Source organism: Halomonas llamarensis (assembly GCF_023555005.1).
Taxonomy (GTDB): Bacteria; Pseudomonadota; Gammaproteobacteria; order Pseudomonadales; family Halomonadaceae; genus Vreelandella; species Vreelandella llamarensis.
Genome location: NZ_JAMJPJ010000014.1, coordinates 1 through 24607 on the forward strand (window position 1 = coordinate 1; position 24607 = coordinate 24607).

General features: G+C 53.2%; 23 protein-coding genes. 8 read left to right on the plus strand and 15 right to left on the minus strand.

Going from position 1 to position 24607, the window contains the following annotated elements; translation table 11 throughout:
- Positions 1 to 445: 445 nt before the first annotated feature.
- The 4 genes from M8006_RS09775 to M8006_RS09790 form a co-directional block, all read right to left on the minus strand.
- On the minus strand, positions 446 to 2251 hold the full coding sequence (locus M8006_RS09775) for an acyl-CoA dehydrogenase C-terminal domain-containing protein (RefSeq protein ID WP_250081672.1): 1806 nt from the start codon (positions 2249 to 2251) through the stop codon (positions 446 to 448).
- A 218-nt stretch (positions 2252 to 2469) separates the two neighbouring features.
- Entirely contained in the window at positions 2470 to 3237 is a 768-nt protein-coding gene (locus tag M8006_RS09780) for an SDR family NAD(P)-dependent oxidoreductase (protein ID WP_250081674.1), read from the minus strand.
- 23 nt (positions 3238 to 3260) lie between these two features.
- Complete coding sequence (locus M8006_RS09785; protein WP_250081676.1) at positions 3261 to 4925, minus strand: AMP-binding protein; 1665 nt, start codon at positions 4923 to 4925, stop codon at positions 3261 to 3263.
- 222 nt (positions 4926 to 5147) lie between these two features.
- Entirely contained in the window at positions 5148 to 5717 is a 570-nt protein-coding gene (locus M8006_RS09790; RefSeq protein WP_250081678.1) for a TetR/AcrR family transcriptional regulator, read from the minus strand.
- A gap of 122 nt (positions 5718 to 5839) precedes the next feature.
- Between M8006_RS09790 and M8006_RS09795 the strand changes: the two genes are divergently transcribed.
- The gene (locus M8006_RS09795) at positions 5840 to 7024 is read left to right on the plus strand and encodes an acetyl-CoA C-acyltransferase (protein ID WP_250081680.1); all 1185 of its coding nucleotides are present in this window, start codon (positions 5840 to 5842) and stop codon (positions 7022 to 7024) included.
- Between the two features lie 98 nt (positions 7025 to 7122).
- On the opposite strand, the gene M8006_RS09800 is transcribed toward M8006_RS09795, so the two are convergent.
- Positions 7123 to 8850, minus strand: a complete 1728-nt coding sequence (locus M8006_RS09800; RefSeq protein ID WP_250081682.1) for a methyl-accepting chemotaxis protein — start codon at positions 8848 to 8850, stop codon at positions 7123 to 7125.
- A 47-nt stretch (positions 8851 to 8897) separates the two neighbouring features.
- Positions 8898 to 9308, minus strand: coding sequence for an arsenate reductase ArsC (locus M8006_RS09805; protein WP_250081685.1), 411 nt, complete (start codon positions 9306 to 9308; stop codon positions 8898 to 8900).
- Between the two features lie 139 nt (positions 9309 to 9447).
- Here M8006_RS09805 and arsB point away from each other — a divergent pair, with 139 nt between their 5' ends.
- Positions 9448 to 10521 carry an ACR3 family arsenite efflux transporter gene (gene arsB, locus M8006_RS09810; RefSeq protein WP_250081686.1) on the plus strand — a complete coding sequence of 358 codons (1074 nt, stop codon included), beginning with the start codon at positions 9448 to 9450 and terminating at the stop codon, positions 10519 to 10521.
- Positions 10522 to 10553: 32 nt separating this feature from the next.
- On the plus strand, positions 10554 to 11213 hold the full coding sequence (locus tag M8006_RS09815; protein ID WP_250081687.1) for an NADPH-dependent FMN reductase: 660 nt from the start codon (positions 10554 to 10556) through the stop codon (positions 11211 to 11213).
- Here the strand turns inward: M8006_RS09815 and M8006_RS09820 are convergent.
- The 3 genes from M8006_RS09820 to menA form a co-directional block, all read right to left on the minus strand.
- Positions 11210 to 11665: a universal stress protein gene (locus M8006_RS09820; protein WP_250081690.1), complete on the minus strand. Its 456-nt coding sequence runs from the start codon at positions 11663 to 11665 to the stop codon at positions 11210 to 11212. The two genes, M8006_RS09815 and M8006_RS09820, sit on opposite strands and share 4 nt — an antisense overlap.
- Positions 11637 to 13256 carry a BCCT family transporter gene (locus M8006_RS09825; protein WP_250081692.1) on the minus strand — a complete coding sequence of 540 codons (1620 nt, stop codon included), beginning with the start codon at positions 13254 to 13256 and terminating at the stop codon, positions 11637 to 11639. The genes M8006_RS09820 and M8006_RS09825 overlap by 29 nt, the downstream gene beginning before the upstream one ends.
- A gap of 158 nt (positions 13257 to 13414) precedes the next feature.
- Complete coding sequence (menA, locus tag M8006_RS09830; RefSeq protein WP_250081693.1) at positions 13415 to 14275, minus strand: 1,4-dihydroxy-2-naphthoate octaprenyltransferase; 861 nt, start codon at positions 14273 to 14275, stop codon at positions 13415 to 13417.
- Positions 14276 to 14417: 142 nt separating this feature from the next.
- Here menA and M8006_RS09835 point away from each other — a divergent pair, with 142 nt between their 5' ends.
- From M8006_RS09835 to M8006_RS09855, 5 genes are all read left to right on the plus strand, one after another.
- Complete coding sequence (locus M8006_RS09835; protein ID WP_250081695.1) at positions 14418 to 15308, plus strand: bile acid:sodium symporter family protein; 891 nt, start codon at positions 14418 to 14420, stop codon at positions 15306 to 15308.
- Positions 15309 to 15391: 83 nt separating this feature from the next.
- Complete coding sequence (locus M8006_RS09840; protein ID WP_250081697.1) at positions 15392 to 15946, plus strand: RNA polymerase sigma factor; 555 nt, start codon at positions 15392 to 15394, stop codon at positions 15944 to 15946.
- A 78-nt stretch (positions 15947 to 16024) separates the two neighbouring features.
- Complete coding sequence (locus M8006_RS09845; RefSeq protein ID WP_250081700.1) at positions 16025 to 17035, plus strand: permease; 1011 nt, start codon at positions 16025 to 16027, stop codon at positions 17033 to 17035.
- Between the two features lie 49 nt (positions 17036 to 17084).
- Positions 17085 to 17321 (plus strand): thioredoxin family protein, encoded by a 237-nt coding sequence (locus tag M8006_RS09850; RefSeq protein ID WP_250081703.1) that lies wholly within the window; start codon positions 17085 to 17087, stop codon positions 17319 to 17321.
- Between the two features lie 71 nt (positions 17322 to 17392).
- Positions 17393 to 17701 carry a CC/Se motif family (seleno)protein gene (locus tag M8006_RS09855; protein WP_250081706.1) on the plus strand — a complete coding sequence of 103 codons (309 nt, stop codon included), beginning with the start codon at positions 17393 to 17395 and terminating at the stop codon, positions 17699 to 17701.
- A gap of 10 nt (positions 17702 to 17711) precedes the next feature.
- Here M8006_RS09855 and arsJ read toward each other — a convergent pair whose 3' ends face one another.
- The 6 genes from arsJ to M8006_RS09885 all read right to left on the minus strand — a co-directional run bounded on the left by arsJ (position 17712) and on the right by M8006_RS09885 (position 24593).
- Positions 17712 to 18944 (minus strand): organoarsenical effux MFS transporter ArsJ, encoded by a 1233-nt coding sequence (gene arsJ / locus M8006_RS09860; RefSeq protein WP_284047007.1) that lies wholly within the window; start codon positions 18942 to 18944, stop codon positions 17712 to 17714.
- Between the two features lie 4 nt (positions 18945 to 18948).
- Positions 18949 to 19995, minus strand: a complete 1047-nt coding sequence (locus M8006_RS09865; RefSeq protein WP_250081710.1) for an ArsJ-associated glyceraldehyde-3-phosphate dehydrogenase — start codon at positions 19993 to 19995, stop codon at positions 18949 to 18951.
- A 121-nt stretch (positions 19996 to 20116) separates the two neighbouring features.
- A complete protein-coding gene (pstB, locus tag M8006_RS09870) occupies positions 20117 to 20956 on the minus strand; it encodes a phosphate ABC transporter ATP-binding protein PstB (protein ID WP_250081713.1) in 840 nt (279 codons plus the stop codon).
- Between the two features lie 25 nt (positions 20957 to 20981).
- Entirely contained in the window at positions 20982 to 22148 is a 1167-nt protein-coding gene (gene pstA, locus M8006_RS09875; protein ID WP_250081714.1) for a phosphate ABC transporter permease PstA, read from the minus strand.
- A 15-nt stretch (positions 22149 to 22163) separates the two neighbouring features.
- Entirely contained in the window at positions 22164 to 23420 is a 1257-nt protein-coding gene (gene pstC, locus M8006_RS09880) for a phosphate ABC transporter permease subunit PstC (RefSeq protein ID WP_250081716.1), read from the minus strand.
- Positions 23421 to 23582: 162 nt separating this feature from the next.
- Positions 23583 to 24593 carry a substrate-binding domain-containing protein gene (locus M8006_RS09885; RefSeq protein WP_250081719.1) on the minus strand — a complete coding sequence of 337 codons (1011 nt, stop codon included), beginning with the start codon at positions 24591 to 24593 and terminating at the stop codon, positions 23583 to 23585.
- Positions 24594 to 24607: the final 14 nt, after the last annotated feature.

The following is a 24607-nucleotide window of genomic DNA, read 5'->3' on the forward strand; positions in this document are numbered from 1 at the left end:
ACCCTCATCGGCAAGCGCCCACATGAATTACCTGATCACATTATTAAAGAGCATGTCGTTGAAGGAAGTCATTCGATAACCTGAATGGCTTGCCTCAGCGAGGAAGGCGTATTCTACGCATTCCGTGGTGTTTGTCAACTCGCTTTTCGCTAAGATGGCGATAAACGCGTGAAGGAAACAGTCGAGCGATTGATACAAACTAACAAATCAATCAAACCCCTAACCTTCTGACAAACCAAGGTTTTTACACCTCAATCACCGCTGGTAACGCTGTGCGTCCCCGGCAGCGGATGCGTACTCTACGGGTTCAATGGCGGGTTGGCAAGAAAAAGAAGAAGAGATTACAAAAAAAGCGGCAGAAAGTTGCCTTTCTGCCGCAAACCACCGATCAGAATGCCTGACCAGAGAGTGCTCGGTAGCGGTCCAATGCCGCGCTAGCCACTAATCAAATTTCGAAGCCAAGGCCCAAATCATCGCTTGAAGTCGCCATTAGACTTCCTGCGCCTGACTGAATCATTTGCGCGTGCGCTTTTGTGCGTGGCAACAGCCGCTGGTAGTAAAAACGTGCCGTATTGAGTTTGGCGGCATAGAAAGCTTTATCGTCACCTTCCAGAGAATCAGACGCCTGTTTAGCGGCGCGGGCAAACAGATAAGCCAGCGTGACATAGCCGGAGTACATCAGGTAGTCAACGCTTGCTGCGCCCACTTCTTCACGATCCTGCATTGCCTTCATGCCCACGCCCATCGTGAGTTCACCCCACTCAGCGTTAAGCTTAGCCAGCGGCTCAACAAATTCTTTAAGAGTCGGGTTGTTCGCTTCAGCTTTACAGAACTGATGAATCTCTTTGGTGAAAACTTTTAGCGTCTCCCCCTGACTCATCAGCACTTTACGACCTAGGAGGTCAAGAGCTTGAATGCCAGTCGTACCTTCGTAGAGGCGTGTAATACGCGCATCGCGCACTAGCTGCTCCATGCCCCACTCTTGGATAAAGCCATGGCCGCCGTAGATTTGCACCCCTTCATTAGCACTTTCAAAACCCACTTCTGTTAGGAAGGCTTTGACGATGGGCGTCAAAAGACCCAGCAGCGTTTCCGCACGCTCCTGCTCTTCACCGGGTTGGCCATGCTCCACAACATCAAGCATTTGAGCGGTGTACAGCACCAGCATACGCCCTCCTTCCGCGAAGGCCTTTTGCGTCAGCAGCATGCGGCGCACATCGGGATGAACAATGATCGGGTCAGCCGGCTTCTCAGGAGCCTGTTTACCCGACAGCCCCCGCATCTGCAAACGGTCTCGTACATAGCTGAGCGAGTTTTGAAAGCTCGCCTCAATGACACCAAGGCCTTGGATACCAACACCTAAGCGGGCAGCGTTCATCATCGTGAACATACACGCTAAGCCTTTATTGGGCGGCCCCACTAAATAACCAGTTGCGCCGTCAAAATTCATCACGCAGGTAGCGTTACCGTGAATCCCCATCTTGTGTTCAAGGGAGCCACAGGTGACACCGTTGCGCTCAACAGGATTTCCCTCGGCATCCGGCAAAAACTTCGGCACCACAAAAAGTGAGATCCCTTTAGAACCTTCCGGCGCATCGGGCAGTTTTGCCAGCACCAAGTGGATAATATTTTCTGCCAAGTTGTGCTCACCGGCGGATATAAATATCTTGGTCCCGGTAACGGTATAGGCATCGCCCTCGCTCGGCACTGCACGCGTTTTAATCAACCCAAGGTCGGTGCCACAGTGCGCCTCGGTTAAGCACATGGTGCCGGTCCAAACGCCCTCAACAAGCTTGGTCAAGTATGTTGCTTTTTGCTCATCTGTACCGTGGTGCCTCAGTGCATCTGCCGCGCCATGGGAAAGCCCTGGGTACATGCCCCACGCCAAGTTGGTCGCGCAGATCATCTCAGACAGCACCATGGAAAGTGAGTGAGGAAGCCCTTGCCCACCATGCTCAGGCTCAGCGGCAAGACTAGGCCACCCCCCTTCGACATACTCCTGATACGCCTCTTTAAACCCACTGGGTGCTTTGACTTCGCCACCTTCCAGCAAACACCCCTCTCGATCGCCGGACTGGTTTAACGGCAGCAATACATCACGCGAAAAACGTGCACCTTCCTCAAGGATGGCGCTAACCACATCCGGGGATGCATCGTCACCTGAGGGCAAACGTGCATAGTGAGATGGATAATCCAACATCTCATCCATAACAAAACGGAAATCACGTAGCGGTGCTTGGTAGGTAGGCATGACACTTCTCCTGACAAATAGTGAAAGTGCTCAGTGCAACTTTCAAACGTATGTTTGAAAGCTAACCGCCTTAGGAAAGAGAGTCAAGCCAGTGTTTGATATTTGCTGGTGTCATTTAGATCGACTTTAGTCAAAAAACCGGAGGCTGGCATGAAAACCAACCCCCGGTCATAGAGCGATGCATCAATATATGTGGCTAGGCGCAAGCTATCCCAGCATTACTGCATTCGGATACCGCCATCCAAACGAACGACATCACCATTAAGCATGACGTTGGTAATGATCTGCTCTGCCATTTTGGCAAACTCAACGGGCTTTCCTAGGCGTTTCGGGAAGGGGACAGCGGCCGCCAGAGCTTGCGCTGCCTCATCGGGAATTTCACTCATCATGGGCGTTTCAAAAACGCCAGGCGCAATCGCCATAACGCGGATACCATGACGCGATAACTCTCGCGCAGCCGGAAGACTCATACCGACAACACCCGCTTTAGAAGCGCTGTAAGCACACTGACCAACTTGGCCATCAAACGCCGCAATAGACGCCGTATTAATGAGTACGCCACGCTCTCCATCGTCGCTTGGCGTATTTTTCGCCATCGCTGCGGACGCTAAGCGCATAATATTGAACGTGCCAATCAAGTTGATATTGACCGTTTTACTGTAGGCTTCAAGGCTAGCGGGATTACCTTCCCGGTCGACGAGCTTACCGACGCTGACCACCCCAGCGCAGTGAATCACACCTGCCAGCCCTCGCCCACCGCTTTGCTCAACCGCCTGCGCTATGGCGTTCTGCATATCCGCTTCGGAGGTAATATCCCCCACACGCGCTGCTGCCGACGCACCGAGCGATTCAGCTTGGGCTTTAACACCCTCTTGCATATCACAGAGGACGACATTTCCCCCGCCTGCTATTAACCGTTCAGCTGTCGCCGCTCCTAACCCGGAGGCAGCGCCAGTGATCAAAAACGTATTACCCTTAACGTCCATCGTTGTTTCCTCTTAAAACCATCTTAATCGTTTGAATCAACTTTCTCAGCGGCTTCAGCACGCAACTTAAAACGCTGAATTTTGCCGCTCGGCGTTTTTGGCAGCTCCTCGACAAACTCAATCACACGAGGGAACGCATGGGTAGAAAGGCGCTCGCGTACCTGTTGGCGAATTTCATCGGCAAGGTCATCGTTAGCTTCAAACCCTTCTCGCAGCACGATGTAAGACTTGATCACTTCGCCACGAATCTCATCGGGCTGCCCTACCGCTGCAGATTCAGCGACCGCTGGGTGCGTCATCACACTGTTTTCGACATCGGTCGGCCCAACGCGATAGCCCGCCGTTGTAATGATATCGTCGTCTCGACCAGCAAACTGGAACGAACCATCTTCGTTACGAATCACCACGTCCCCAGTCAAATAATACCCTTCTGCAAACGGATGTTTTTCTTGCCAGGTATATCCTTGAAAAAAGTGGGCGGGCGAGTTTTTGATATCAACGGCAAGCACCCCCGGCTCACCTGCGGGCATTTCATTATATTCAGCGTCCAGAATCGCCAAGCGGTACCCTGGCATCGGCACGCCCATGGCGCCCACATGCTTCGGATGATCCAACGCGTGATGGTTGTTACACGTCATGCCGGTTTCGGTTTGGCCATAGTGATCCATCACCGGACAGCCAAGCGATTTTTCTACCCAGGTCACGACCTCTGTATTGAGCGGCTCACCCGCTGAACTGGCCGCTCGAAGCTCTAACGTTTGATGCGCATCGTCAAACAGACCAGACGCTTTCATCAAACGATAAGCCGTCGGGGCCGCCGCAAAATTGGTAATACGATGGCGCTTCATGAAAGCGAGTGCCCCTTCGGCGCTAAAACCAGCTTCACAAAAATGGGTGGTAGCGCCTAATAGCAGTGGCCCTGCAATGGCATAGTAAAGGCCATACGCCCAACCCGGATCCGCCATGTTCCAGAAACGGTCATCTTCCCGCAGGTCAATGGCTAATTCCATATAAATAGCGAACGCTGGCATACCGGCTAGCGGTACCGCAACGCCTTTGGGTTTACCCACCGTGCCGGAGGTGAACATCTGCAAAAACGGCTGATCTGGCGTTAGACGCGGAGGCTTCTCGGTGGAAGGTGCATGCGACGTGGCTGCCTCCCACTCCAAATCATCAGCATGCTCACTCGTCGCACCACCAACAGCCAATACGGGGGGGCACTGGGTTAAACCATCAAATTTATACCGGTTAGCGTGATCGGTGATCACCAACTTGGTATCAGCCCGTCCCAGGCGGTAATCTACAGAATCAGGGCCAAAGGCGGTAAATAACGGCTGATAAACCGCGCCGATACGCCACGTAGCCACCACCGCCACTAATAGCGCTGGCGTGCGCGGCAACATACAGGCAATCCGATCCCCGACACCCAGGCCTTGAGATTGAAACCAGCCAGCAAGCTTAGCGCTGGCTTGCTCAAGTTCCGCATACGTCAACTTATGCGTATTACCTTGTGTATCTTCCTGAACAAGGGCTAGCACATCACCGCGCCCTTCACGGATGTGGCGGCCGCAACTGGCTTCATACGCATTAAAATGGCCATCTTGGTGGTCATCTAAGCGCGCAATAACGCTATCGACAGAGAAATTTTCAAGATACTCACGATAATCGGGTAGTGATGTCGCAGTCATGATCGCTCTCTTGTGTTGTGGTTGTGAGCTGTATCGCCATGCAGGCGTATCGCTGATGCGCTAACAACACGTGATTGTGGTTATTAGGCCTGACTTGGCGCGTGCGGATATTTATCCGTTTACGTTAACGGAAACTTTGTCATGCGCCAACGCTAAAACCATTCCTAACAGAGAGCAAGCCTTACCCATGGCAAGATGACTAGACAATAGTCAAAGACCACCCTACCGTTTTGCAGGAATGATCATCCCAACCAGCTCATCAGCGAGATCGTCCGGTGTTCTTGGTCCAGCCGGGTCGTACCAGCGTACCGTCCAGTTGAGGGCACCTAACACAAAGCGGGAGACCAGAAAACGATCCCCATGAATTAACCCTGCTTCTAACGCAGCGTCAATCACCTCAACCCAAAGAGCTTCATAAGCATCACGAAGGTGGCTTAAATGCGCTTTCGCTTCATCATCTAGTCGGCGCCATTCGAATAACGCCACGACATGGGCGTTACGATCGGTAAAGAGCGTTTCCAAATGCGCTCTCGCCATGGTTCTTAGGCGCGCTTCAGGATCAGTAGGGCTATACTCTAACGCACGGCGAGCAATTCTTAGGGCATTATGCGTCCCTTCTTCAATGACAGCCGCCAATATCTCTTGCTTATCTTTAAAATGATGAAATAGGCTGCCCGATTTAATCCCCATTTCCTGGGCGAGCATGCGTACTGTCGTCTTGTCGAAGCCTTCTTGGACAAAAAGCTGCGCGGCGAGACGCGTTAGTTCCTTGCGACGAGGTGATGCATTCATTACATTCATATCTCTTACACTAGCGCTTGCTTGGTTACTCAGGAGAGAACCACAGCACACGCAACGGGTCAACGCAACGAACCCTTTACGACCACAATAACGCCAACATTTGGAGATAAACCATGAGTCACAACGACGTTGTTTTTCTATCAGCAGCACGCACACCAATGGGCGGCATGATGGGTAGCCTTTCGAGCGTAACAGCGCCAGAGTTAGCCGCCGTGGCGATTAGGGCGGCTATTGAGCGCTCAGGCCTTAAAGGCGCTGATATCGAAGAAGGCATTATGGGCTGCGTTCTCCCCGCTGGCGTCAAACAAGGCCCAGCGCGACAAGCTATGCGTCAGGCGAGTATTCCCGACGCTAACGGTGCCACCACGATCAATAAGCTATGTGGCTCGGGAATGAAAGCGACCATGCTTGTCCACGACATTATCAAGGCGGGCAGCGGGGAGATTTTGCTTGCTGGCGGTATGGAATCCATGTCCAACGCCCCTCACTTGCTCACGAAAGCGCGCGGAGGCTACCGTCTTGGCCACGGCGAACTTAAAGATCACATGTTCCTAGACGGCCTTGAAGATGCAGAAACCGGCAAACTGATGGGAGTTTTCGCGCAAGATGTCGCGTCTGAGCGAGGCTACACCCGCGAGCGCTTGGATGATTTTGCTATCGCCTCGCTTGAACGAGCCATGGAAGCCACCAATGCGGGCCATCTCAATGCGGAAATGGCGCCCGTTACGGTTTCCAGCCGAAAAGGCGACACTCTGGTCGAGCACGATGAACAGCCCTTCCAAGCCAGACTGGATAAGATCCGCGAGCTACGCCCAGCCTTCGCCAAAGACGGCACAATCACCGCTGCTAACTCAAGCTCTATTTCAGACGGCGCCTCAGCGTTGATTCTCTCCAGCCAAGCGGCCGCTGATAAACACGGGATCAAACCGTTAGCGCGCATGCTCGGGCATAGCACGCATTCACGCCACCCTAGCGAATTTACCATCGCCCCCGTTGGCGCTATCGAGAAGTTACTGAAAAAAGTTAACTGGGACGTCAGCGATGTCGATTTGTTTGAAATTAACGAAGCCTTCGCGGTCGTTACGCTCATGGCAATGGATGACTTGGGTCTGCCGCATGATAAGGTCAACGTTTACGGCGGCGCTTGCGCGCAAGGTCACCCTATCGGTTCCACCGGCTCACGTATCATCGCAACGCTGATTCACGCGCTACGCACTAAAGGCGGCAAGCGCGGTATCGCCAGTCTTTGCATTGGCGGCGGTGAAGCCACGGCGGTCGCCGTAGAGCTCATCGATTAAACGTCAGATGAGCACCTGGCATTAGTGCCAGGTGCTCAGAACATTGCTTGAAGATGTGGACTGCCCGGTGCGAGCAGGCCTGGAAAACCGCGTTCCCGCTAGGCAGTTATCCCCTGCTCCCCAGCACGACGTTTATGGACGTCCTTCGGGGTATCTTCCACTGATAGCCACTGCGACCAATAGGCTTCACAGTCTTTTGTTCGCTCCTCAGGTGAAGGTACGCTTGCTAATGGAGTCCCGTTCTCCTGCTCCAAAGATGTCCCGGATGCCTTTTGCAGCGTGAACTGGTGTGCATATTCACGCATATCTTCGGCTTCTCCGGCGAGAGTGTCCGCACAGTCAGAAGCGCGCTGCACAATCTGCATTGTTTCTTGCGTCGTGCCCTCAATTTGCGACACAGCGATATTCACTTCTTCGATACCTCGACGTTGCTCTTCGTAGGCTTGTGTCATCTGACCCATTGACTGATTGACTCCCTCCGCCGCCGTAATAATCGCGTGCGTATGCTCTCCCGCTTCCTTTGAGAGTCGATTCCCTTGCAGCACACTTTCCCGCGAAGCCTGAAGACGATGACGAATATCGCTAGCCGCACTGGCACTGCGTGACGCCAAACTCCTCACTTCATTAGCAACTACCGCAAATCCACGCCCGTGCTCGCCAGCCCGCGCGGCTTCAACAGAAGCGTTCAGCGCAAGAATGTTGGTCTGAAAAGCAATGCCATCAATAACGTCAATAATACTCTGAATCGCTTCAGAATCTTGGTTAATAGAGGCCATCGTATCGACAAACTGAGAAATCACCCGCTCGCCCGCCTGGGCTTTTGCTGCGGTTTCAGCTGTTGATCGATTAACGTGCTCAGCACTCGCCACGTTTTGCGTCACCGTCGCGGTTAACTGCTCAAGACTGGACGCCATTTGCTGTAGCGCACTCATTTGCTCATCTGTGTGTGACGAGAGCGTATTGTTGTGCGCCGTCATATCATGGCTGCTGCTGTAAACACGTTCGCTACTATGACTTAAGCGCTTCACCGTGGTCGCTAGCGACCCTTGCATATTGTCCAACTCACGGAAAAGCGCACCAATTTCATTACGTCCTTTAACGCTCACTGGCGCGGAAAGGTCACCACTGGCAATGCGTTTAAAGTGCTCCGTCATTTGTTTGAGCGGCTTAATCACATTTTTGCGCACACCCCACACGACAATCGCCACCATCAACGCGGAAATAAGCAAAGCGGCTAGCACGCCTTGAAAGAGCCACGCGGACACTTGCTCGAAACGGGCCTGTAGCTCTTTGCCGTTGCGCTGAACACTGTCAAAAAATGCATCAGCACTTTCAACAAATTGGCGACTGCTATTGTCCACTCGGGACTCACCGGATAAAAAGCCGCGCACGTCGCGCTCTTCGAGCATCATCATTTGCAAGTTCAAGTTATTATTAACCAACGATTGAAAATCGCGCGATAGTTGCTCTGCCAGCGTTTGCTGACTTTCTGTCATTTGGTTGTTTTGAAAATGTTCAAACGACGCTTTAGCGTCTTGAAGCAGCGTTTCAGCTTCTTTCATTAACGGCGCTGGGCGATCAAATGAGGGCGTGCGAATAAGCTCTGCCGCACGGTTCATCTGAATACGCGCACGCATCAGCCGGTTGTAAGCATCGTTTAGCTCGCGCACTTGCGCCATATCCCGATGATTAATGGTACTGAACGCATCACGGCCAAAATGATTGGCAAAAGTCCCCAGCGCGCCAATTAATAAAATTAAGCCGCTAAATGCAATCAGCACCAATGTCCAGCTCGCCTTAATGCTTAAATTATCGATGATTTTCATCTCGACGATATTTCCTTAGCAAAGTAAAATCGTGCCCCAGGCATGAATCAAGACGTATGTAGTGGCAGCCATAGCTGTAATCGTCGGCGTATTTCTTGCAATGCTTGCTCGTATGCATCCGATTTAGCGATCAAGCGAGGGTCACGAATGTCCCAATAAAAAGTTTCCGTCGCTTCACCTTTCCACTCATAGCAAGCCTGCTTGTCCTTATCACACAGCACGATCACAAAATCGAAATGCTCTCCCTCAAAACGTTCTAGGGACTTACTTTCCAGTCCTGACGTCGATAGCCCCTGCTTTTGCAGGGCTTGGAGCGTATATATACTCGGTTCATCCGGCTCGGCACCCGCACTAAACGTTTCGAACGTGTCACCTGCCATATGGCGGAGTAGCACCTCCCCCATGAGCGAGCGGGCAGAATTAGCATTGCACAAGAACAGCACTCGACGTTTTGGCATAGTTAAAAACTCTTATCTTTAATGTGTAATAGCTAACATACGCGGCAATCGTGACGACAATGTTGCAACGCCTTACTCACATACGACATATCGTATATAGTGGTTGGGAATTTTTACGCGATGCCGACAAGGGGATCTCATGACATCAAAACAAACCAACGACGAGCCCAGCACAGCTGAAGGCATGGGGCTTTTTGAGCGCTTTCTTTCTCTCTGGGTCGCATTAGCGATTATCGTAGGCATTGCCTTAGGCCAGTTTGCGCCCGCCATACCAGAGACACTCTCGCGCTTTGAATACGCTCAAGTGTCTATTCCCGTCGCGATACTCATCTGGGCGATGATTTTTCCGATGATGGCGCAAATCGACTTCACGTCGGTTCTAGGGGTTCGTCGCCAGCCTAAGGGGCTGATTATCACGACAGCGGTTAACTGGCTGATCAAGCCCTTTACCATGTTCGCCATTGCCTGGTTTTTCTTAACCGTGCTGTTCCAACCCTTCATTGCCCCAGACTTGGCAAATCAATACCTGGCAGGGGCGATCTTGCTGGGCGCGGCGCCTTGCACCGCGATGGTGTTTGTGTGGAGTTACCTCACCCGTGGTGACGCCGCTTACACCCTGGTTCAAGTGTCGCTTAACGACCTTATTATGCTGGTAGCCTTTGCCCCCATCGTGGTGTTCTTACTCGGGGTTTCCAACATTCACGTTCCCTGGGATACCGTCACTCTCTCCGTTGTGCTGTATATCGTCATCCCTCTGGCGGCTGGCTATCTCACCCGACAAACGTTGATCAAAAAGCACGGCATAGAATGGTACGACAATGTTTTTATGAAGCGTGTCGGGCCGATTACCCCAATGGGGCTAATCGTCACGCTGATTCTGCTGTTTGCTTTTCAAGGCGAAGTCATTTTGCAAAATCCGCTGCACATTGTACTGATTGCGATTCCGCTGATTTTACAAACCTTCTTGATCTTTTTTATCGCTTACGGTTGGGCCAAAGCATGGAAAGTGCCGCATAACGTTGCCGCACCGGGCGCGATGATTGGCGCTAGCAACTTCTTCGAGCTTGCCGTTGCCGCGGCTATCGCCCTGTTTGGTATGCAGTCCGGCGCTGCCCTCGCGACCGTTGTGGGCGTGCTGGTTGAAGTGCCTTTAATGCTCGCCTTGGTGCGTATCGCCAATAAAACGCGGCATCACTTTCCGGCAGCATCGTAACGTTTTAAACCTGCGGTATAGGAGCAGCTCTGATGGCACACTTTTTGGTTTTTTTGGGATCCACGCGCACCACCACGCCCCCCTCACCCGCCCGCTTGGGCGAACGAGTAGCGCGCGCCTGCACCACCCTTTTGAATGTCCACGAAAATGTGACGGCGGAAATTATCGACCCACTCGATCTCGCGCTGAATGATCCGTTTAAACCGCACTTTGCTTATTCAAGTACAAACGCACCGGAGGACTTGTCGGTGCTGGCCGGTAAAATCGCTGAGGCTGACGGTTATGTCATGGTGAGCCCTGAATACAACCACTCAATGAGCCCTGCATTAAGCCATTTGCTCAACCACTTTGGCAGTTCGCTATTTGCATTCAAGCCGAGCGCGATTGTGACCTACTCCATGGGTCAATGGGGTGGCGCCAGAGCTAGCGTTTCAATGCGCACCTTTCTTTCAGAGCTTGGGTGTTTACCCGTTTCAGCGATGGTACACGTACCTAGGGCGCAAAATGCGCTTGATGAAGCGGGACACTTCCAGCAAGACGCGCCGCGCTGGGAAAGCTATTTCGGTCGCACGCTAGACCAACTACGCTGGTGGGCTGACGCCGCAAATGCACAAAAAGCGATTCAAGACCCGCAGGCATTATCACCTGCGTTTAAGACCACGCCCTCACAACGAAACGCGCCGGAGCTTTAGCTATCTTCTTCCTCCTGCCCAGACTTTTTCAGTGATGGCAATACGAGCACCGGACACGGGGCATTGACCGAGACATACTCCACGGTCGCCCGGCGCAAGGGCCAGTGTCCGCTACTGCCACGGGATACCAATAGTATAAGGTCAGCGCAAAACTGACCCGCAAGCCCCACTAGCTTTTGGCCAGCGTTCCCAGCCACCACATGCAGATTCGCGCTGCGGTTCAAAGGCAGATATTTTCTCACTAAAAGATCCAGTATCTCCCGAACCTCGGCTTCTTTTTCTTCAGGCGCTTCTTCTGTTACGTGCGGAAAGAATCCGCCTCCGCCGGGGCTGTAGGCACTGGCAAGGTGAAGTTCACCGTTCTCGTCGAGCAGATCCATAGCGGCCTCCAGGGCACGCTTGCCCTCGCCGTCATCATCCGGATCAATGGCGATCAGCAGCTTCCGATACATACTCGTTCTCCTGTTTAGTTTCGGCGTTGGCCTCCACTTCCGGGAAGGCCCGTCCTTGAACAAGCTCATTTACATTGTAGCCTCGATAATCCGCACGCAATGCTCTAAAAAGGGCAACCGCCATGAAAATCAGAAGAATACAGAAGGGCAGGCCCAAGGACGTAATGACATTCTGTAATGCATCCAGGCCGCCGGCCAGCAACAGGGTAGCGGCAATAATACCCTGTGCCGCCGCCCAAAAAATACGTTGGCGCACCAGGGAAGGTTGATCATCCCGCCGGGTCAACATATCGATCACAAGAGAGGCGGAGTCAGACGATGTGGTGAAGAATATGACGATGATGACCACACTCAGGGCCGATGCCACGTTCGCAAGCGGGAAGGTGTCGAGGAAGGCGAAAATAGCCACCGAGGGGTCTTGTTGCACCTGTTCAGCTAATGCAGCCTGGCTATTCATCTCGGCCTGGATGGCGGATAAGCCGAAGATGCCGAACCACACCAGCGTGAAGGCCGTAGGCGCAAACAGAACCCCGGCGACAAACTCGCGGATGGTCCGCCCCCGGGAAATCCGGGCGATGAAGATCCCGACGTAGGGCGCCCAGGAAATGGTCCAAGCCCAGTAGAATAACGTCCACTGTCGCTGCCAGTCGGTTTCACTGAACGTTTGCGTCCAGAACGCCAGCCAGGGCAAGGCGTCGAAATAATCACCCACGCTCTGGACCATTCCCTCGGCAATAAACACGGTTGGGCCAACAGCTAGCACGAACGCGAGCAATGCCATGGCCAGCACAATGTTCAGCTGGGATAGCCGACGCACCCCCTTATCTAGCCCGAGAGCCACAGAGGTAGCGGCGATACCGGTAATAATGGTGATAAGCACCACCTGAACCGGGCCCAACGAGGGCAAACCAAACAGATAGTTCAGGCCACTGTTCAGCTGGAGGGCGCCTAGCCCAAGCGAAGTCGCCACACCAAACAGGGTGCCGAGCACCGCCACCACATCAACCGCCCAGCCCCAAGGCCCGAACGCCCGCTTCCCAAGGATCGGGTAAAACAGGCTGCTAATACGCATGGGAAGATTGTGCCGATAAGCAAAGTAACCGATCGCCAGCCCCGGCAGTGCAAATATCGTCCAGGTATGCAATCCGAAGTGATAGAGCGAGACGGTCATGGCATCACTGGCGGCTTGCTCCGACCCCGGCTTCACGCCATCAAAAGGCGGACTGGCAAAGTGCGAAACCGGTTCTGCCACGCCCCAAAACATCAGAATGGTGCCAATGCCGGCGGCAAATAGCATGGTAAACCAAGTCAAGTTGGAGTAGTCAGGCCGACTGTCATCGGCTCCCAAGCGAATATTGCCGTAGCGGCTTACCGCCAAACCAAGTAGGAAAACCAATAGGGAGGTAACCGCTAGAATATAGAACCAGCCCAGGTTTCGCGCCACCCAACCCGTAAGCAGGCCAAAATACTCGGCAACAGCCTGGTCAAACGGGATCGCCAGAGCAACAAACAACGCAGCCACCCCGGCCGAGGTAAAAAACACCCCGGGTATAGTTTGCAGCCCTAATCGGCGTTGCAGCCTTTCTAGCACATGAACCTCCGTTTCTTTAAAAAAATCGACGAAATATAACGCCACTATACTGCCTGCTGAACCTCCCTTAGCCCCTCTTAAATTATTGCCAAGGTAACCTAACGCGTTCGCGACTATTGTGGTTCAATACAACGGTAACGCACTCAATAACAGCCCCATCACCCCAGACTCAGCCCTAGCCAAAGGGCCATAGCCAAAGAATAAAGCGCTGTCTTTCCCAATACCGGATTGAGCGCCGAGCCGTCGTATCGCCAAATGGCCACATTCACCCCCAACGCCGCCAGACCGATACATCCCCACGCCAGCCAAGTCCAAGCCGCCAGCCCAAGAGGCAGCGACACCAACCACGGCCCTAACGTCAAAATGCTGAACAGCCATCGAGTCGCTCGCGACCCCAGACGCACTGCCAAGGTCAGCTTACCAGCACGGGCATCGGTGTGGCGGTCGCGCAGGTTATTGACCACCAGAATGGCGGCTACTGGCAATCCCACCAGCGAAGCGGCCAATACCGCCCCGCCGTGAATCGGGGACTGCTGGGCCAATAAACTACCCAGCACTGCCACCGGACCAAAAAATAGCCAAACCGCTATCTCCCCCAACCCCAGGTTGGCATAGGGTCGTCGCCCGCCGCTGTAACCAAGCACCCCCAGCAAAGCCAGCCCGCCCAATACCCAAAGCAGCCAATGGCCAAAGAGAACCAGCCATAGCCCCGTCGCCACAGCGATGCCCAGCATCAGCATCAAGCCTACTCGCAGCTCACCAGCACTCAACAACCCGGCTTGAAGCGCGCGCCTTGGTCCCAGGCGATCATACTCATCCACTCCCGCTAACCCATCAAAAAGATCATTAGCCAAGTTCACTGCCAGCTGCAACGCCAATGCGCAAATCAAACACAAGGTAGCGATCAGCCAGGAGAAATGCTCCGGCGCAACCAATGTCTGACCTAGTACGATAGGCCCCACCGCCGCCGGCAAGGTGCGCGGACGCAGTGCTTGTACCCAGATAGCCATCTTGTTCATGCCAAGGTCCGTTTGGAAATACTTGATACGCGTCATCAACTCTCTACTTAACGTTACTTAGTTGTTTTGCTTACTTACGTTAGCGACTTATTTTACCTACTATTTGTGTCTACCGTTCTGCCTACATTTTCAAGGAGCCAGAATGTCCCCCGAATGGTTATCGCAGGTTATCCTTCCCTGGGTATTGGCCAGTGTGATGATGGCGATGGGGCTTAGTCTGACAAAAAGCGATTTCGCCCGACCCTGGCGCCACCCACGCCGCCTATTGCTTGGCTCAAGCCTTCAGATTCTAGCATTGCCGTTGCTGGCCTGGGGGCTTGTCATGTTACTGCCGCTTTCGCCGCTCGCGGCCGCTGGGTTGCTCCTGGTTTCGCTAGTGCCGGGGGGAGCGACATCGAATATGTTCAGCTACCTGGTACAAGGGGATCTGGCGTTATCTGTCAGTTTGACCGCCATCGCCGCGGTGCTGGCGCCCTTCACCTTACCACTGGTCATGGGTTGGAATCTGGACGTGTTGGGATTGAGCGGCGCTGGCCTACGTTTGCCCTACTGGCATACCGTCGGCCAGCTACTGCTTGTCACCTTAGTCCCCGTGCTCACCGGTATGTTGCTGCGCCGTGTGCTGGGGTCGGCAGTACTCGAATGGATACTGCCCAAGATTAAGGTATTAACGAGCGTGGCGATGATTGGCGTGGTAACGGCGCTATTCGTGAGTCATGCGAAGCGCCTGCCTTCACTGTTCAGCATTGAAACCCTGGCGGTGCTGTTGATGTGTGTGTTGAGCATGACGTTGGGGTACCAAGTGGCACGACGTTTTCGCCTACCCAATGCCAGTGTACGCGCTATCACCGTTGAGGTCGGCGTGCAAAACGCCGGTGTGGCGATGATGGTCGCTTTTAGTCTGTTGCAACAACCGGGCATGGGCTTAGTGCCACTTCTTTATGGTTTATTGATGAACGTACCAGCATTCCTCTGGATGTTCACCTGCTTATGGCGAGATCGTCAGCTGACAGCCGCCCCACAACGTTCCTGACATGCACTGCTGATTGTGGGATTATCAAATTGATATAAACTCAGACAATTTCTGCGACCACAATTGACGCATGAGGAAGTATTTTGGCGCATAACACAAAAGCCCCCTGCATCGAAGATGCTTGGCAAGCGCACCATCAAGAGCTTCGTTACTTTTTGCTCAAATACTGTGGTGACCGCGATGCCGCTGACGAACTGCTACAGCGAGTTTATGCCAAGGCGTTAGCGGACCGGGCAACTTTTTGCCAGCTCGCCACGCCCAAAGCGTGGCTTTTCAAAGTGGCAAAACACCAATGGATCGATGAAAAACGCCGCACCAAAACGTGGGTCGATGCCGATGACCTAGATCTGCCCGCTGAAACCTCTTCGCATTCCGCGATTGATAGCTTGGCCGACTGTATTGCGAACGCCTTACCTTATTGCCCTCCCGAAGATGCCGATATTCTCTTTGAGTGCGACTTAAATGGTGTCAAACAAGCTGACTATGCTCACCTCAATGGCTTAACGCTACCGGCCACCAAAGCGCGGCTACGCCGCGCGCGAATGCGGCTACGCGAACGACTGATAGAACAGTGCCAGATTACCTTTGACGAACAAGGGCGCGTTTGCTGCCATCGCGCGCTCCCTGGGGCAAAATAAAAATTTTACGTTTCTCGGCATCCTTTTCTTCCTTCGTGCGTCTTCTTAGTAACGCATTCTTAAATGAGGGAGACAGCGATGTTGGAGGTTTTTACTTGGCTAGCCGACTGGTTAGTTTATGGGCTGGGCGGGCTTAATCCCGATAGCAAGCTAGGTAGTTCGCTACACTTTTTTGTGGAAGATACGACCAAAATCTTCGCCCTGCTCATCGTGATGATTTATATCATCGCCCTGCTTCGCGCCTCGCTTAATCTTGAGCGCGTTCGTCACTACATCCAACAAAAAAACCGCTTTGCGGGCTACGGCTTAGGGGCAGGGTTTGGCGCCATCACGCCGTTTTGCTCCTGCTCAAGCATCCCGCTGTTCCTTGGTTTTACCAGTGCAGGCATTCCTCTTGGTATCACCATGGCGTTTTTGTTTACCTCGCCCATTATTAATGAAGTGGCGGTCATTATGCTGTGGAGTCTTCTTGGGTGGGAGTTCACGCTGGTATATATCGCGATTGGTATGATCGTTGGCATTGGCGGTGGCATGATTTTGGATACCTTGCGCGGTGAGCGCTGGCTGAAAGATTTTGCAGCCAAAGCCTATGCGCAAGCAGAGGAAAACCCTGCTACCGGCCAGCCTGCACCTGAGCAACCTTCGCTAACCCTTAGAGACCGGCACGAATTCGCCCGCGACGAGTTAAAAGAAATCGTTGGCCGCATCTGGAAATGGGTGATTATCGGTGTTGGCTTAGGGGCCGCCCTTCACGGCTTTGTTCCTGACGGTTGGTTTGCCGAAAACCTCGGCAGCGGCCAATGGTGGAACGTACCTGTTGCCGTCTTTGCCGGTTTACCGCTTTATTCTAATGCGACTGCGGTCATTCCTGTGATGGAGAGCTTGATCGTTAAGGGCTTGCCTGTCGGTACAACGCTCGCGTTTTGCATGAGCACCGTCGCGGCCAGCTTTCCCGAGTTCATTATGCTCAAACAGGTCATGCAGTGGCGCTTGCTGGGGCTGATTTTCGTCATCTTGCTGGTCAATTTTATGGTTGTCGGCTGGGTGATTAACCTACTGAGCCCTTGGCTGTTCAGCGGCATGTTGTAGCGCACTATTTGTAACGTACTAGTTGTAACGCACCAAAAGGAGAATCACGATGAAAAAGATTGAAGTGTTAGGCACCGGCTGCAAAAAATGCATCACCACTGCCGAGCAAATTGATGCCATCGCCAAAGAGCTCGGCATCGAAGCCTCCGTTGAAAAAGTCACCGACCCGGGCACCATCATGAGCTATCAAGTGATGTCGACTCCCGCCGTGGTAATCGACGGCAAACTCGCCCATAGCGGCAGCGTACCGGATCGCAACAAAATCGAGTCGATGCTGAAGGGCTAATAGCGCACTTTCCCAACGCCCCATCTTGTCCATGCAGGGTGGGGCCATAACGAGCGAGCTTGCCCTTGCCAATGGCCGAACCTATTCATATTTCCCCCAGTGCAGCTGCTTTTATTCATGAAAAAGGCGGCGTGCTAACCGTAAGGCTTTCACCACGGCATGGCTGTTGCGGAGGGATAGCGAGCCTTGCAGTAGCGGAGGCACGACCGCCGGATGCACCGGCACATTTTACGCATTACGAACACGACGGCTTGTCGCTTTACATCGCGCCCGAACTTGAGGAAGAAGGGTTAAAGGTTGAGGTGGAAGGTTTTTGGAAACTGCGGCAGCTTTACGTTGACGGCACGACGATAAAATCGCCGCGCCGTGGATCTTCTTAACCGCGTACGACTAAGCGTTAGTGGCACTAGCGGTTTGCGCTTCTTTCGGCAACGCCAAGGCCATCAAGGCGCTGGCCGCGACCAAGGCAGCTGCAACCCACAAGCAAGCACTCAGGCCATACGCCATATACAGCCAGCCGGAAAGCAACGTACCAATCAACCGCCCCATCGCATTGGCCATATAGTAAAAGCCAACGTCCATCGAGACGCCATCGGCGCGGGCATAATGAACGATTAAGTAGCTGTGCCAACTGGAATTAATGGCAAATAGCACGCCAAAAGCCAGCAGCCCGACGACTAGCCATTCAACTTGAGCCAATGGCAATAATGCCAACAGAATCGCCAGCACCCCAAGCGCCGCGGCCCACCCCGCCGTAAGAAACCGAGCATCGCCTTTGATCAACCGGGTTAACTTGGGCGCTTGCGTTTGTACCCCGCCGTAGCCGATTACCCATATGGCGAGTAGCCCACCCACGGTCCAGTGTGACCAACCATGTTGGTCGTACAGAAATACCGGCAGCGCCACCACAAACCACACGTCGCGCGAGGCAAACAGGCAAAAACGCGCCGCCGACAGCACGTTGATGGCACGCGATTTTGAGAAGATTTCGGAAAACTTGGGCTTTACCTTTTGGCGGCCTAAATCCGCCTTTAGCCGCCATAGTGACAGCAAGAGCACACACGCCAACATCACTGCCATCGCTAGCACGGCAGCCTGAAAGCCAATCAACGTCAGTAGCAGCCCGCCGACAAAAAAGCCCAGCCCTTTGAGGGCGTTTTTGGACCCGGTGAGCATCGCCACCCAATGGTAAAGCGAGCTGTTGGCGTTAACGCTATCGGCAGGCACCAATACCTTAACGGCACTTTTGGCGCTCATTTTGTTAAGGTCTTTGGCAATACCCGACAGCGCTTGGGCGGCCATCACCCAAGCGACCGTTAACATCCCTGCGGGCACCATCAGCATAGCAAGCGCGATAATTTGCAGCCCAAGCCCGACGTTCATGGTACGGTTAAGCCCCAACCGCGCGCCCAGCCAGCCGCCCACCAGGTTGGTCACCACACCAAACGCTTCATAAAACAGAAACAGCATGGCGATTTCCAGCGGCGAGTAACCTAGCTGGTGAAAGTGCATCACCACTAGCATACGCAGCGCGCCGTCGGTAATCGTGAAGGCCCAGTAGTTGCCGGTTATCAGCATGTATTGGCGCACCTCGAAAGGCAGCGCCTTTACCCGCGCAAGCATTGATTCAGCCACGTTCCACCTGTTCACTTGCTGCCTGCTCATTTCCTACTAAAAGAGCCAATTCAGCGGTGCGATTGGCATACCCCCACTCATTGTCGTACCAGGCGTAGAGTTTTAGCTGCGTGCCGTTAATCACCATGGTGGAAAGCGCATCAACAACGGAGCTTCTCGGGTCGGTGCGGTAATCAATCGACACCAGCGGGCGTTCTTCATAGCCCAAAATACCGGCAAGCTCGCCCTCTGCGGCGGCTTTTAGCGCTGCGTTAACCTCTTCAGCGGTTACTTCACGCTCAAGCTCAAAGACCATATCGGTGATTGAGGCATTGGCTAGCGGTACGCGAATTGCGTGGCCATTAATTTTCCCTTCCAGTTCCGGGAAGATCGCCGTAATTGCTTTGGCTGAGCCGGTGGTGGTGGGGATTAAACTCATGCCACAAGCGCGAGCCCGGCGTAGGTCCTTATGCGGGGCATCAAGAATCGTTTGGGTATTGGTAATATCATGAACGGTAGTCATCGAGCCATGGCGAATGCCGTAGATCTCTTGAAGCACTTTAACGACAGGTGCCAAACAGTTGGTGGTACAGCTGGCGGCGGTCACAATACGGTGGCTTGCAGGATCATAAAGATGATCGTTAACGCCCATGACAACATTTAATGCCTCAGGCTCTTTTACCGGTGCACTGACCACGACACGTTTAACGCCTTGGTCAAAATACGCATTCAATTTGTCGTGCGTTTTATTTTTACCCGAGCATTCGATGACCACATCACAGCCCGACCAGTCACTATCACAGATGGCGTTATTCGCGCTGAAAACGACAGACTTAGCATCAAGGATAATATGGCTTGAGTCTGCGGTAATGCCCTGGCCCGGCGACCAGTGCCCATGAACGGAGTCAAACTCCAGAAGGTGGGCAAAGGTTGCCGCATCACCGCCAGGATCATTGATGCAGATAAGCTCTACCGCCCCGGCTTCTATCTCCGTCCATAAACTGCGCAGCGTCAAACGTCCCATGCGACCAAAACCGTTGATACCGACTTTCAGTGCCATGTGAATTCCTCTCGCGGTGAATTAGCGTACTTTACTAAACGAAATATATATATTTTCATATATAAATAGGCAAAAAAAGTGTGGCTAGGTCTGCACCAACGTCCTAGCCACACTGAGCACATTAGCCATAGCGGCCTGAAATGTAATCTTCTGTTTTTTTCTTCGCTGGCGTCGAGAACATCACTTTGGTGTCGTTGTACTCGATGATTTCACCTAAGTGGAAAAACGCCGTGTAATCTGCCACGCGTGCGGCCTGTTGCATATTATGGGTTACCGTGATGATCGTGAATTTCTGCTTCAAGCGATCCATCAAATCTTCAATGGTGGCCGTTGAAATCGGGTCAAGCGCTGAGGTGGGCTCGTCCATCAGAATCACATCCGGCTGCACCGCAATCGCACGGGCGATACACAAGCGCTGCTGCTGGCCACCCGACAGCGACGTGCCTGGCTCCTGGAGCTTATCTTTCGCTTCTTCCCACAGGCCCGCGTCACGTAGTGCTTTTTCCACCAGCTCATCCTGATCGGCTTTGCGGCTAACCAAGTCATGCATACGCGGTGCGTAGGCAACGTTTTCATAGATCGATTTAGGGAACGGGTTGGGCTTTTGAAACACCATCCCTACCCGCCGACGAAGTGCGACTTCATCCATCTTGACCGCGTTGACATCCCTGCCGTCCATTTCTACCAAGCCCTCAGTATGGACACTGGGGATCAAGTCATTCATGCGATTCAGGCAGCGCAAAAACGTTGATTTACCACACCCGGAAGGGCCAATCAGCGCGGTTACATTTTTTTGAAAAAGGTCGATATTCAGACCGCTAAGCGCTTGAGTTTTGCCGTACCAAAGATTGAGATCACGCACACGAATACTTAAATCATGGCATGCCTCTTGGTTACGCGTGTAGGGCTGCCCAACCGCCGGGGTTTGCTGTTCACTCACTTGGGGTGCTTGACTGTTCATAATAGTTTCCTTGAAAACGACGGGCCTACCAGCGGCGCTCAAATTTCTTGCGTAGCAAGACGGCGGAGGCGTTAAGCGAAATCAACACCGCCAGCAACACCAGAATGCCGCCGGCGGTTTTTTCGACAAAGGCACGATCCGGTTCGCCCGACCAGGTAAATACCTGTGCCGGCATCACCGTTGCCGCGTCGGTAAAAGACGCCGTTACATCGGGAATGAACGCCACCATACCGACGATGATCAGCGGTGCTGTTTCCCCCATGGCCTGAGCCAAGCCAATGATGGAGCCGGTCATAATGCCGGGCATCGCCAGAGGCAAGACGTGGTCTTTCACCACCTGCCAGCGCGAACACCCCACGCCAAACGCCGCGTGTCGAATCGACTCGGGCACGCTACGCAACGCGGTACGCGTGGAAATAATAATCACCGGCAGCGTCATCAGCGCCAGCGTCATACCGCCCACCAAGGGCGTTGAACGCGGCACACCGAAAAAATTGATAAAAATCGCCAGACCGAGTAAACCGAACAAAATAGAAGGAATGGCGGCCAGGTTGTTGATGTTAATTTCGATCAACTGGGTAAGGCGATTGTCGGGGGCAAATTCTTCAAGGTAAATCGCCGTCATCACGCCGATTGGGAAAGCAATCGCCAGGGTGACAATCATGGTCATCACGGTACCAACAACGGCTGACATGATACCCGCCAGTTCAGGCATCTTGGAGTCACCGCGAGAGAAGAAGCCCGCATTGAACTGCATCTCGACTTTGCCACTTTCAACCAGATGATCAATTATCTCCTTCTCCTCGTCGTCAAGGCGGACGCGATTGCCCTTGAGGTACTGATCCACTTCACCACTGGCCAGCACCCAACGCTGCTGGGTAGTGCCAAGTAGGGACGGATCATTACGCATTTCCAGCGGAATGGTACGCACCACGCTGCGACTGATCACGCTAGAAAAATCCCGATCAACGGCTGCCCGGCCAGACTTAGCAGCATCTTCGGTATAATTAATTTCTACATTAATCATCGCCTGCTGGAAAGCTGGCAAACCTTTAATCAGCATATCGGCAAAAAATACCAGCAGAAAGGCGGCTGCCAACGCCAACGCGCCCATCGAGAAATACTTCAGGCGACTTGATTTACGGTGGCGGCTCTTAAGCTGCTGACTGATCTGGTCAAATGAATCACTCATTGAGATATCCTGGCGTTACAGATTGTTGACGCGATATTTTTCACGGAAGCGACGAATCATGATCACTGACACGAGGTTCAATGACAGTGTCACGACAAACAGCACCAAACCTAAGGCAAAAGCAGAGAGTGTCTCGGCGCTTTCAAACTCCAAGTCACCCGTCATGGCCGCGACGATCCGCACGGTAACGGTGGTCATTTCTTCTAGCGGATTGACCGTCAGATTAGGCCGCATACCTGCCGCCATCACCACAATCATGGTTTCACCCAGCGCGCGTGACATGCCCAGCAGAGACGCGGAAATAATGCCGGGAAGCGCCGCAGGAACGACCACATCCCGAATGGTTTCCCCTTTGGTCATTCCCAGCGCCAATGACCCCTGACGCATGCTATCGGGCACCGCGTTGATCACATCATCGGAAAGCGAGGAAATAAACGGAATAATCATAATGCCCATGACAATCCCGGGGGCCAGGGCGTTATTGAATGACGCGTCTAAGCCAATGGCATCGGTTACTTGCACAATAAACGGCGCGACGGTGATCGCCGCGAAAAAGCCATACACCACCGTGGGAATACCTGCCAGAACTTCCAGCATCGGTTTGGCAATCGAACGAATACGGTCAGGCGCGTACTCCCCCATATAAATAGCCGACAGCAAGCCAACCGGCACCGCCACCGCCATGGCAATCGCGGTAATCATAAAGGTACCGGCGAACAGCGGTATTGAGCCAAACTCGGCGCCGCCGCTAGCGCCGTCTCCTCGACCTGCTGCCATTAGAAAGCTATTACCGGGTGCCCAGGTGGTACCGGTAATAAAGTCCCAAAAGCTGTGCATCTGGAAAAAGTTCAGTGCCTCACCAACGATCGATATCAGGATGCCGAGGGTGGTAAGGATCGAAATCGTCGCAGCACCTGCCAACACCCAGCGAATCACCCGCTCAATCGCTCGGCGCGCATGAAAATTTGAGCGAATCATCGTCATGCCAAGAGCAAACCCCACGACCGCCACGACCAGGCTTACCAGAAGCAAGGAAAAGGTAGGAATCTCGGTGCCCAACAAAAGCATAACAAAGGCACCAAGTGCGCTCACCAGTATCGCGGGGCCGGCCGTTGCCACGACAGCAAACCAGGCGTATTGATCCGGCTGTGCGTACATCGCTGTGCCTGCGGCACGTACACGTGTGGCTTTGCTTCGTCCAACAAAAAAGGCGGCAAGCCCCAGCAGCAGAAGTACGCTGCAAAAAATCAAAAATAGCTGGTTGGTCTGCATCGTTGATATCTCAGGTTAACCAATGGATCCGTTTGCCGAGCCACCTTAAGGTAAGAACATGACAGCAATATGACAAACAGGCTATAGGAGAGCGCCTATCAATGACTCAGAAAAGCGAAAACCGACGCCTGGGGCGTCGGTTTTCATATCTAGCGTGACAACTTACTTCAACATTTCAAGCGTCAGCTGTTTACGCTCTTCCAAGTCTTGCTGAACACGGTCAACCGCATCCGCTGTCGGAACGATCAAGCCGATGTCCTTGAGCAAGCCGTCTTGACCAATCATCAAGTCGGACGCGAACATTTCAGCATAGTCGTACATCACCGGTACGTCATCAGCGTGTTGGTTCTTGATATAGAAGAACATGGTACGCGCAACCGGATACTCATCTTTAGCAATTGTTTCAGGCGTCGGCTCAACCCCATCGATGCTTGAACCGATCAGCACGTGGTCGTTCTCTTCAAGGAAGGAGTAACCGAATACACCAAAGGCAGTCGTATCCTGGGTCAAGCGCTGAACGATCAAGTTATCGTTTTCACCGCCGTCAATCCAGCCACCGTCAGTGCGCAGGTCTGAGTACTCTTCACCGTATTCGGGGAAACTTTCGGAAGCGGCTTCCATCACCAGCTCATCGAAGGAATCGCGGGTACCGGAGGTTGTCGGCGGGCCAACAATCACAATGTCGCGATCCGGGAAGGAAGGATCGATTTCATTCCAGTTGGTGTAGGGGTTTTCTACCAGCTCGCCATCTACCGGTACCAGCTGAGCAGCGGCCAGGAAAATTTGCTCGCGCGTCACCGGCATCGGCTCATTTTCATTGGACTGTGCAAAGGCAATACCGTCGCTGCCAATGTAGACTTCCGTAATATCGGTAACGCCGTTTTCTTTGCAGCGCTCAAACTCAGATACCTTCATGCGACGCGATGAATTGGTAACGTCCGGTGTGCCTTCACCTACGCCGTTACAGAACAGACGCATACCACCGCCAGACCCCGTAGATTCGATAACCGGCGTTGGGTAGTTAGTCGTTGCACCAAACTCTTCCGCTACAAAGCTGGAAAATGGATATACCGTGCTTGAACCCACAATATTGATCTGTTCACGGGCCTGAGCCACACCGGCAACGCTCATGACGGCAGCGGCGAGTACGGTGGTTTTGAGAATACGGTTCATACGAATAACTCCTG

Coding starts and splice junctions, on each gene's coding strand:
- M8006_RS09775 (WP_250081672.1), bottom strand. CDS start 2,251: ATGCCTACCTACCAAGCACCGCTACGTGATTTCCGTTTTGTTATGGAT.
- M8006_RS09780 (WP_250081674.1), bottom strand. CDS start 3,237: ATGGACGTTAAGGGTAATACGTTTTTGATCACTGGCGCTGCCTCCGGG.
- M8006_RS09785 (WP_250081676.1), bottom strand. CDS start 4,925: ATGACTGCGACATCACTACCCGATTATCGTGAGTATCTTGAAAATTTC.
- M8006_RS09790 (WP_250081678.1), bottom strand. CDS start 5,717: ATGAATGCATCACCTCGTCGCAAGGAACTAACGCGTCTCGCCGCGCAG.
- M8006_RS09795 (WP_250081680.1), top strand. CDS start 5,840: ATGAGTCACAACGACGTTGTTTTTCTATCAGCAGCACGCACACCAATG.
- M8006_RS09800 (WP_250081682.1), bottom strand. CDS start 8,850: ATGAAAATCATCGATAATTTAAGCATTAAGGCGAGCTGGACATTGGTG.
- M8006_RS09805 (WP_250081685.1), bottom strand. CDS start 9,308: ATGCCAAAACGTCGAGTGCTGTTCTTGTGCAATGCTAATTCTGCCCGC.
- arsB (WP_250081686.1), top strand. CDS start 9,448: ATGACATCAAAACAAACCAACGACGAGCCCAGCACAGCTGAAGGCATG.
- M8006_RS09815 (WP_250081687.1), top strand. CDS start 10,554: ATGGCACACTTTTTGGTTTTTTTGGGATCCACGCGCACCACCACGCCC.
- M8006_RS09820 (WP_250081690.1), bottom strand. CDS start 11,665: ATGTATCGGAAGCTGCTGATCGCCATTGATCCGGATGATGACGGCGAG.
- menA (WP_250081693.1), bottom strand. CDS start 14,275: ATGAACAAGATGGCTATCTGGGTACAAGCACTGCGTCCGCGCACCTTG.
- M8006_RS09835 (WP_250081695.1), top strand. CDS start 14,418: ATGTCCCCCGAATGGTTATCGCAGGTTATCCTTCCCTGGGTATTGGCC.
- M8006_RS09845 (WP_250081700.1), top strand. CDS start 16,025: ATGTTGGAGGTTTTTACTTGGCTAGCCGACTGGTTAGTTTATGGGCTG.
- M8006_RS09850 (WP_250081703.1), top strand. CDS start 17,085: ATGAAAAAGATTGAAGTGTTAGGCACCGGCTGCAAAAAATGCATCACC.
- M8006_RS09855 (WP_250081706.1), top strand. CDS start 17,393: ATGGCCGAACCTATTCATATTTCCCCCAGTGCAGCTGCTTTTATTCAT.
- arsJ (WP_284047007.1), bottom strand. CDS start 18,944: ATGCTTGCGCGGGTAAAGGCGCTGCCTTTCGAGGTGCGCCAATACATG.
- M8006_RS09865 (WP_250081710.1), bottom strand. CDS start 19,995: ATGGCACTGAAAGTCGGTATCAACGGTTTTGGTCGCATGGGACGTTTG.
- pstB (WP_250081713.1), bottom strand. CDS start 20,956: ATGAACAGTCAAGCACCCCAAGTGAGTGAACAGCAAACCCCGGCGGTT.
- pstA (WP_250081714.1), bottom strand. CDS start 22,148: ATGAGTGATTCATTTGACCAGATCAGTCAGCAGCTTAAGAGCCGCCAC.
- pstC (WP_250081716.1), bottom strand. CDS start 23,420: ATGCAGACCAACCAGCTATTTTTGATTTTTTGCAGCGTACTTCTGCTG.
- M8006_RS09885 (WP_250081719.1), bottom strand. CDS start 24,593: ATGAACCGTATTCTCAAAACCACCGTACTCGCCGCTGCCGTCATGAGC.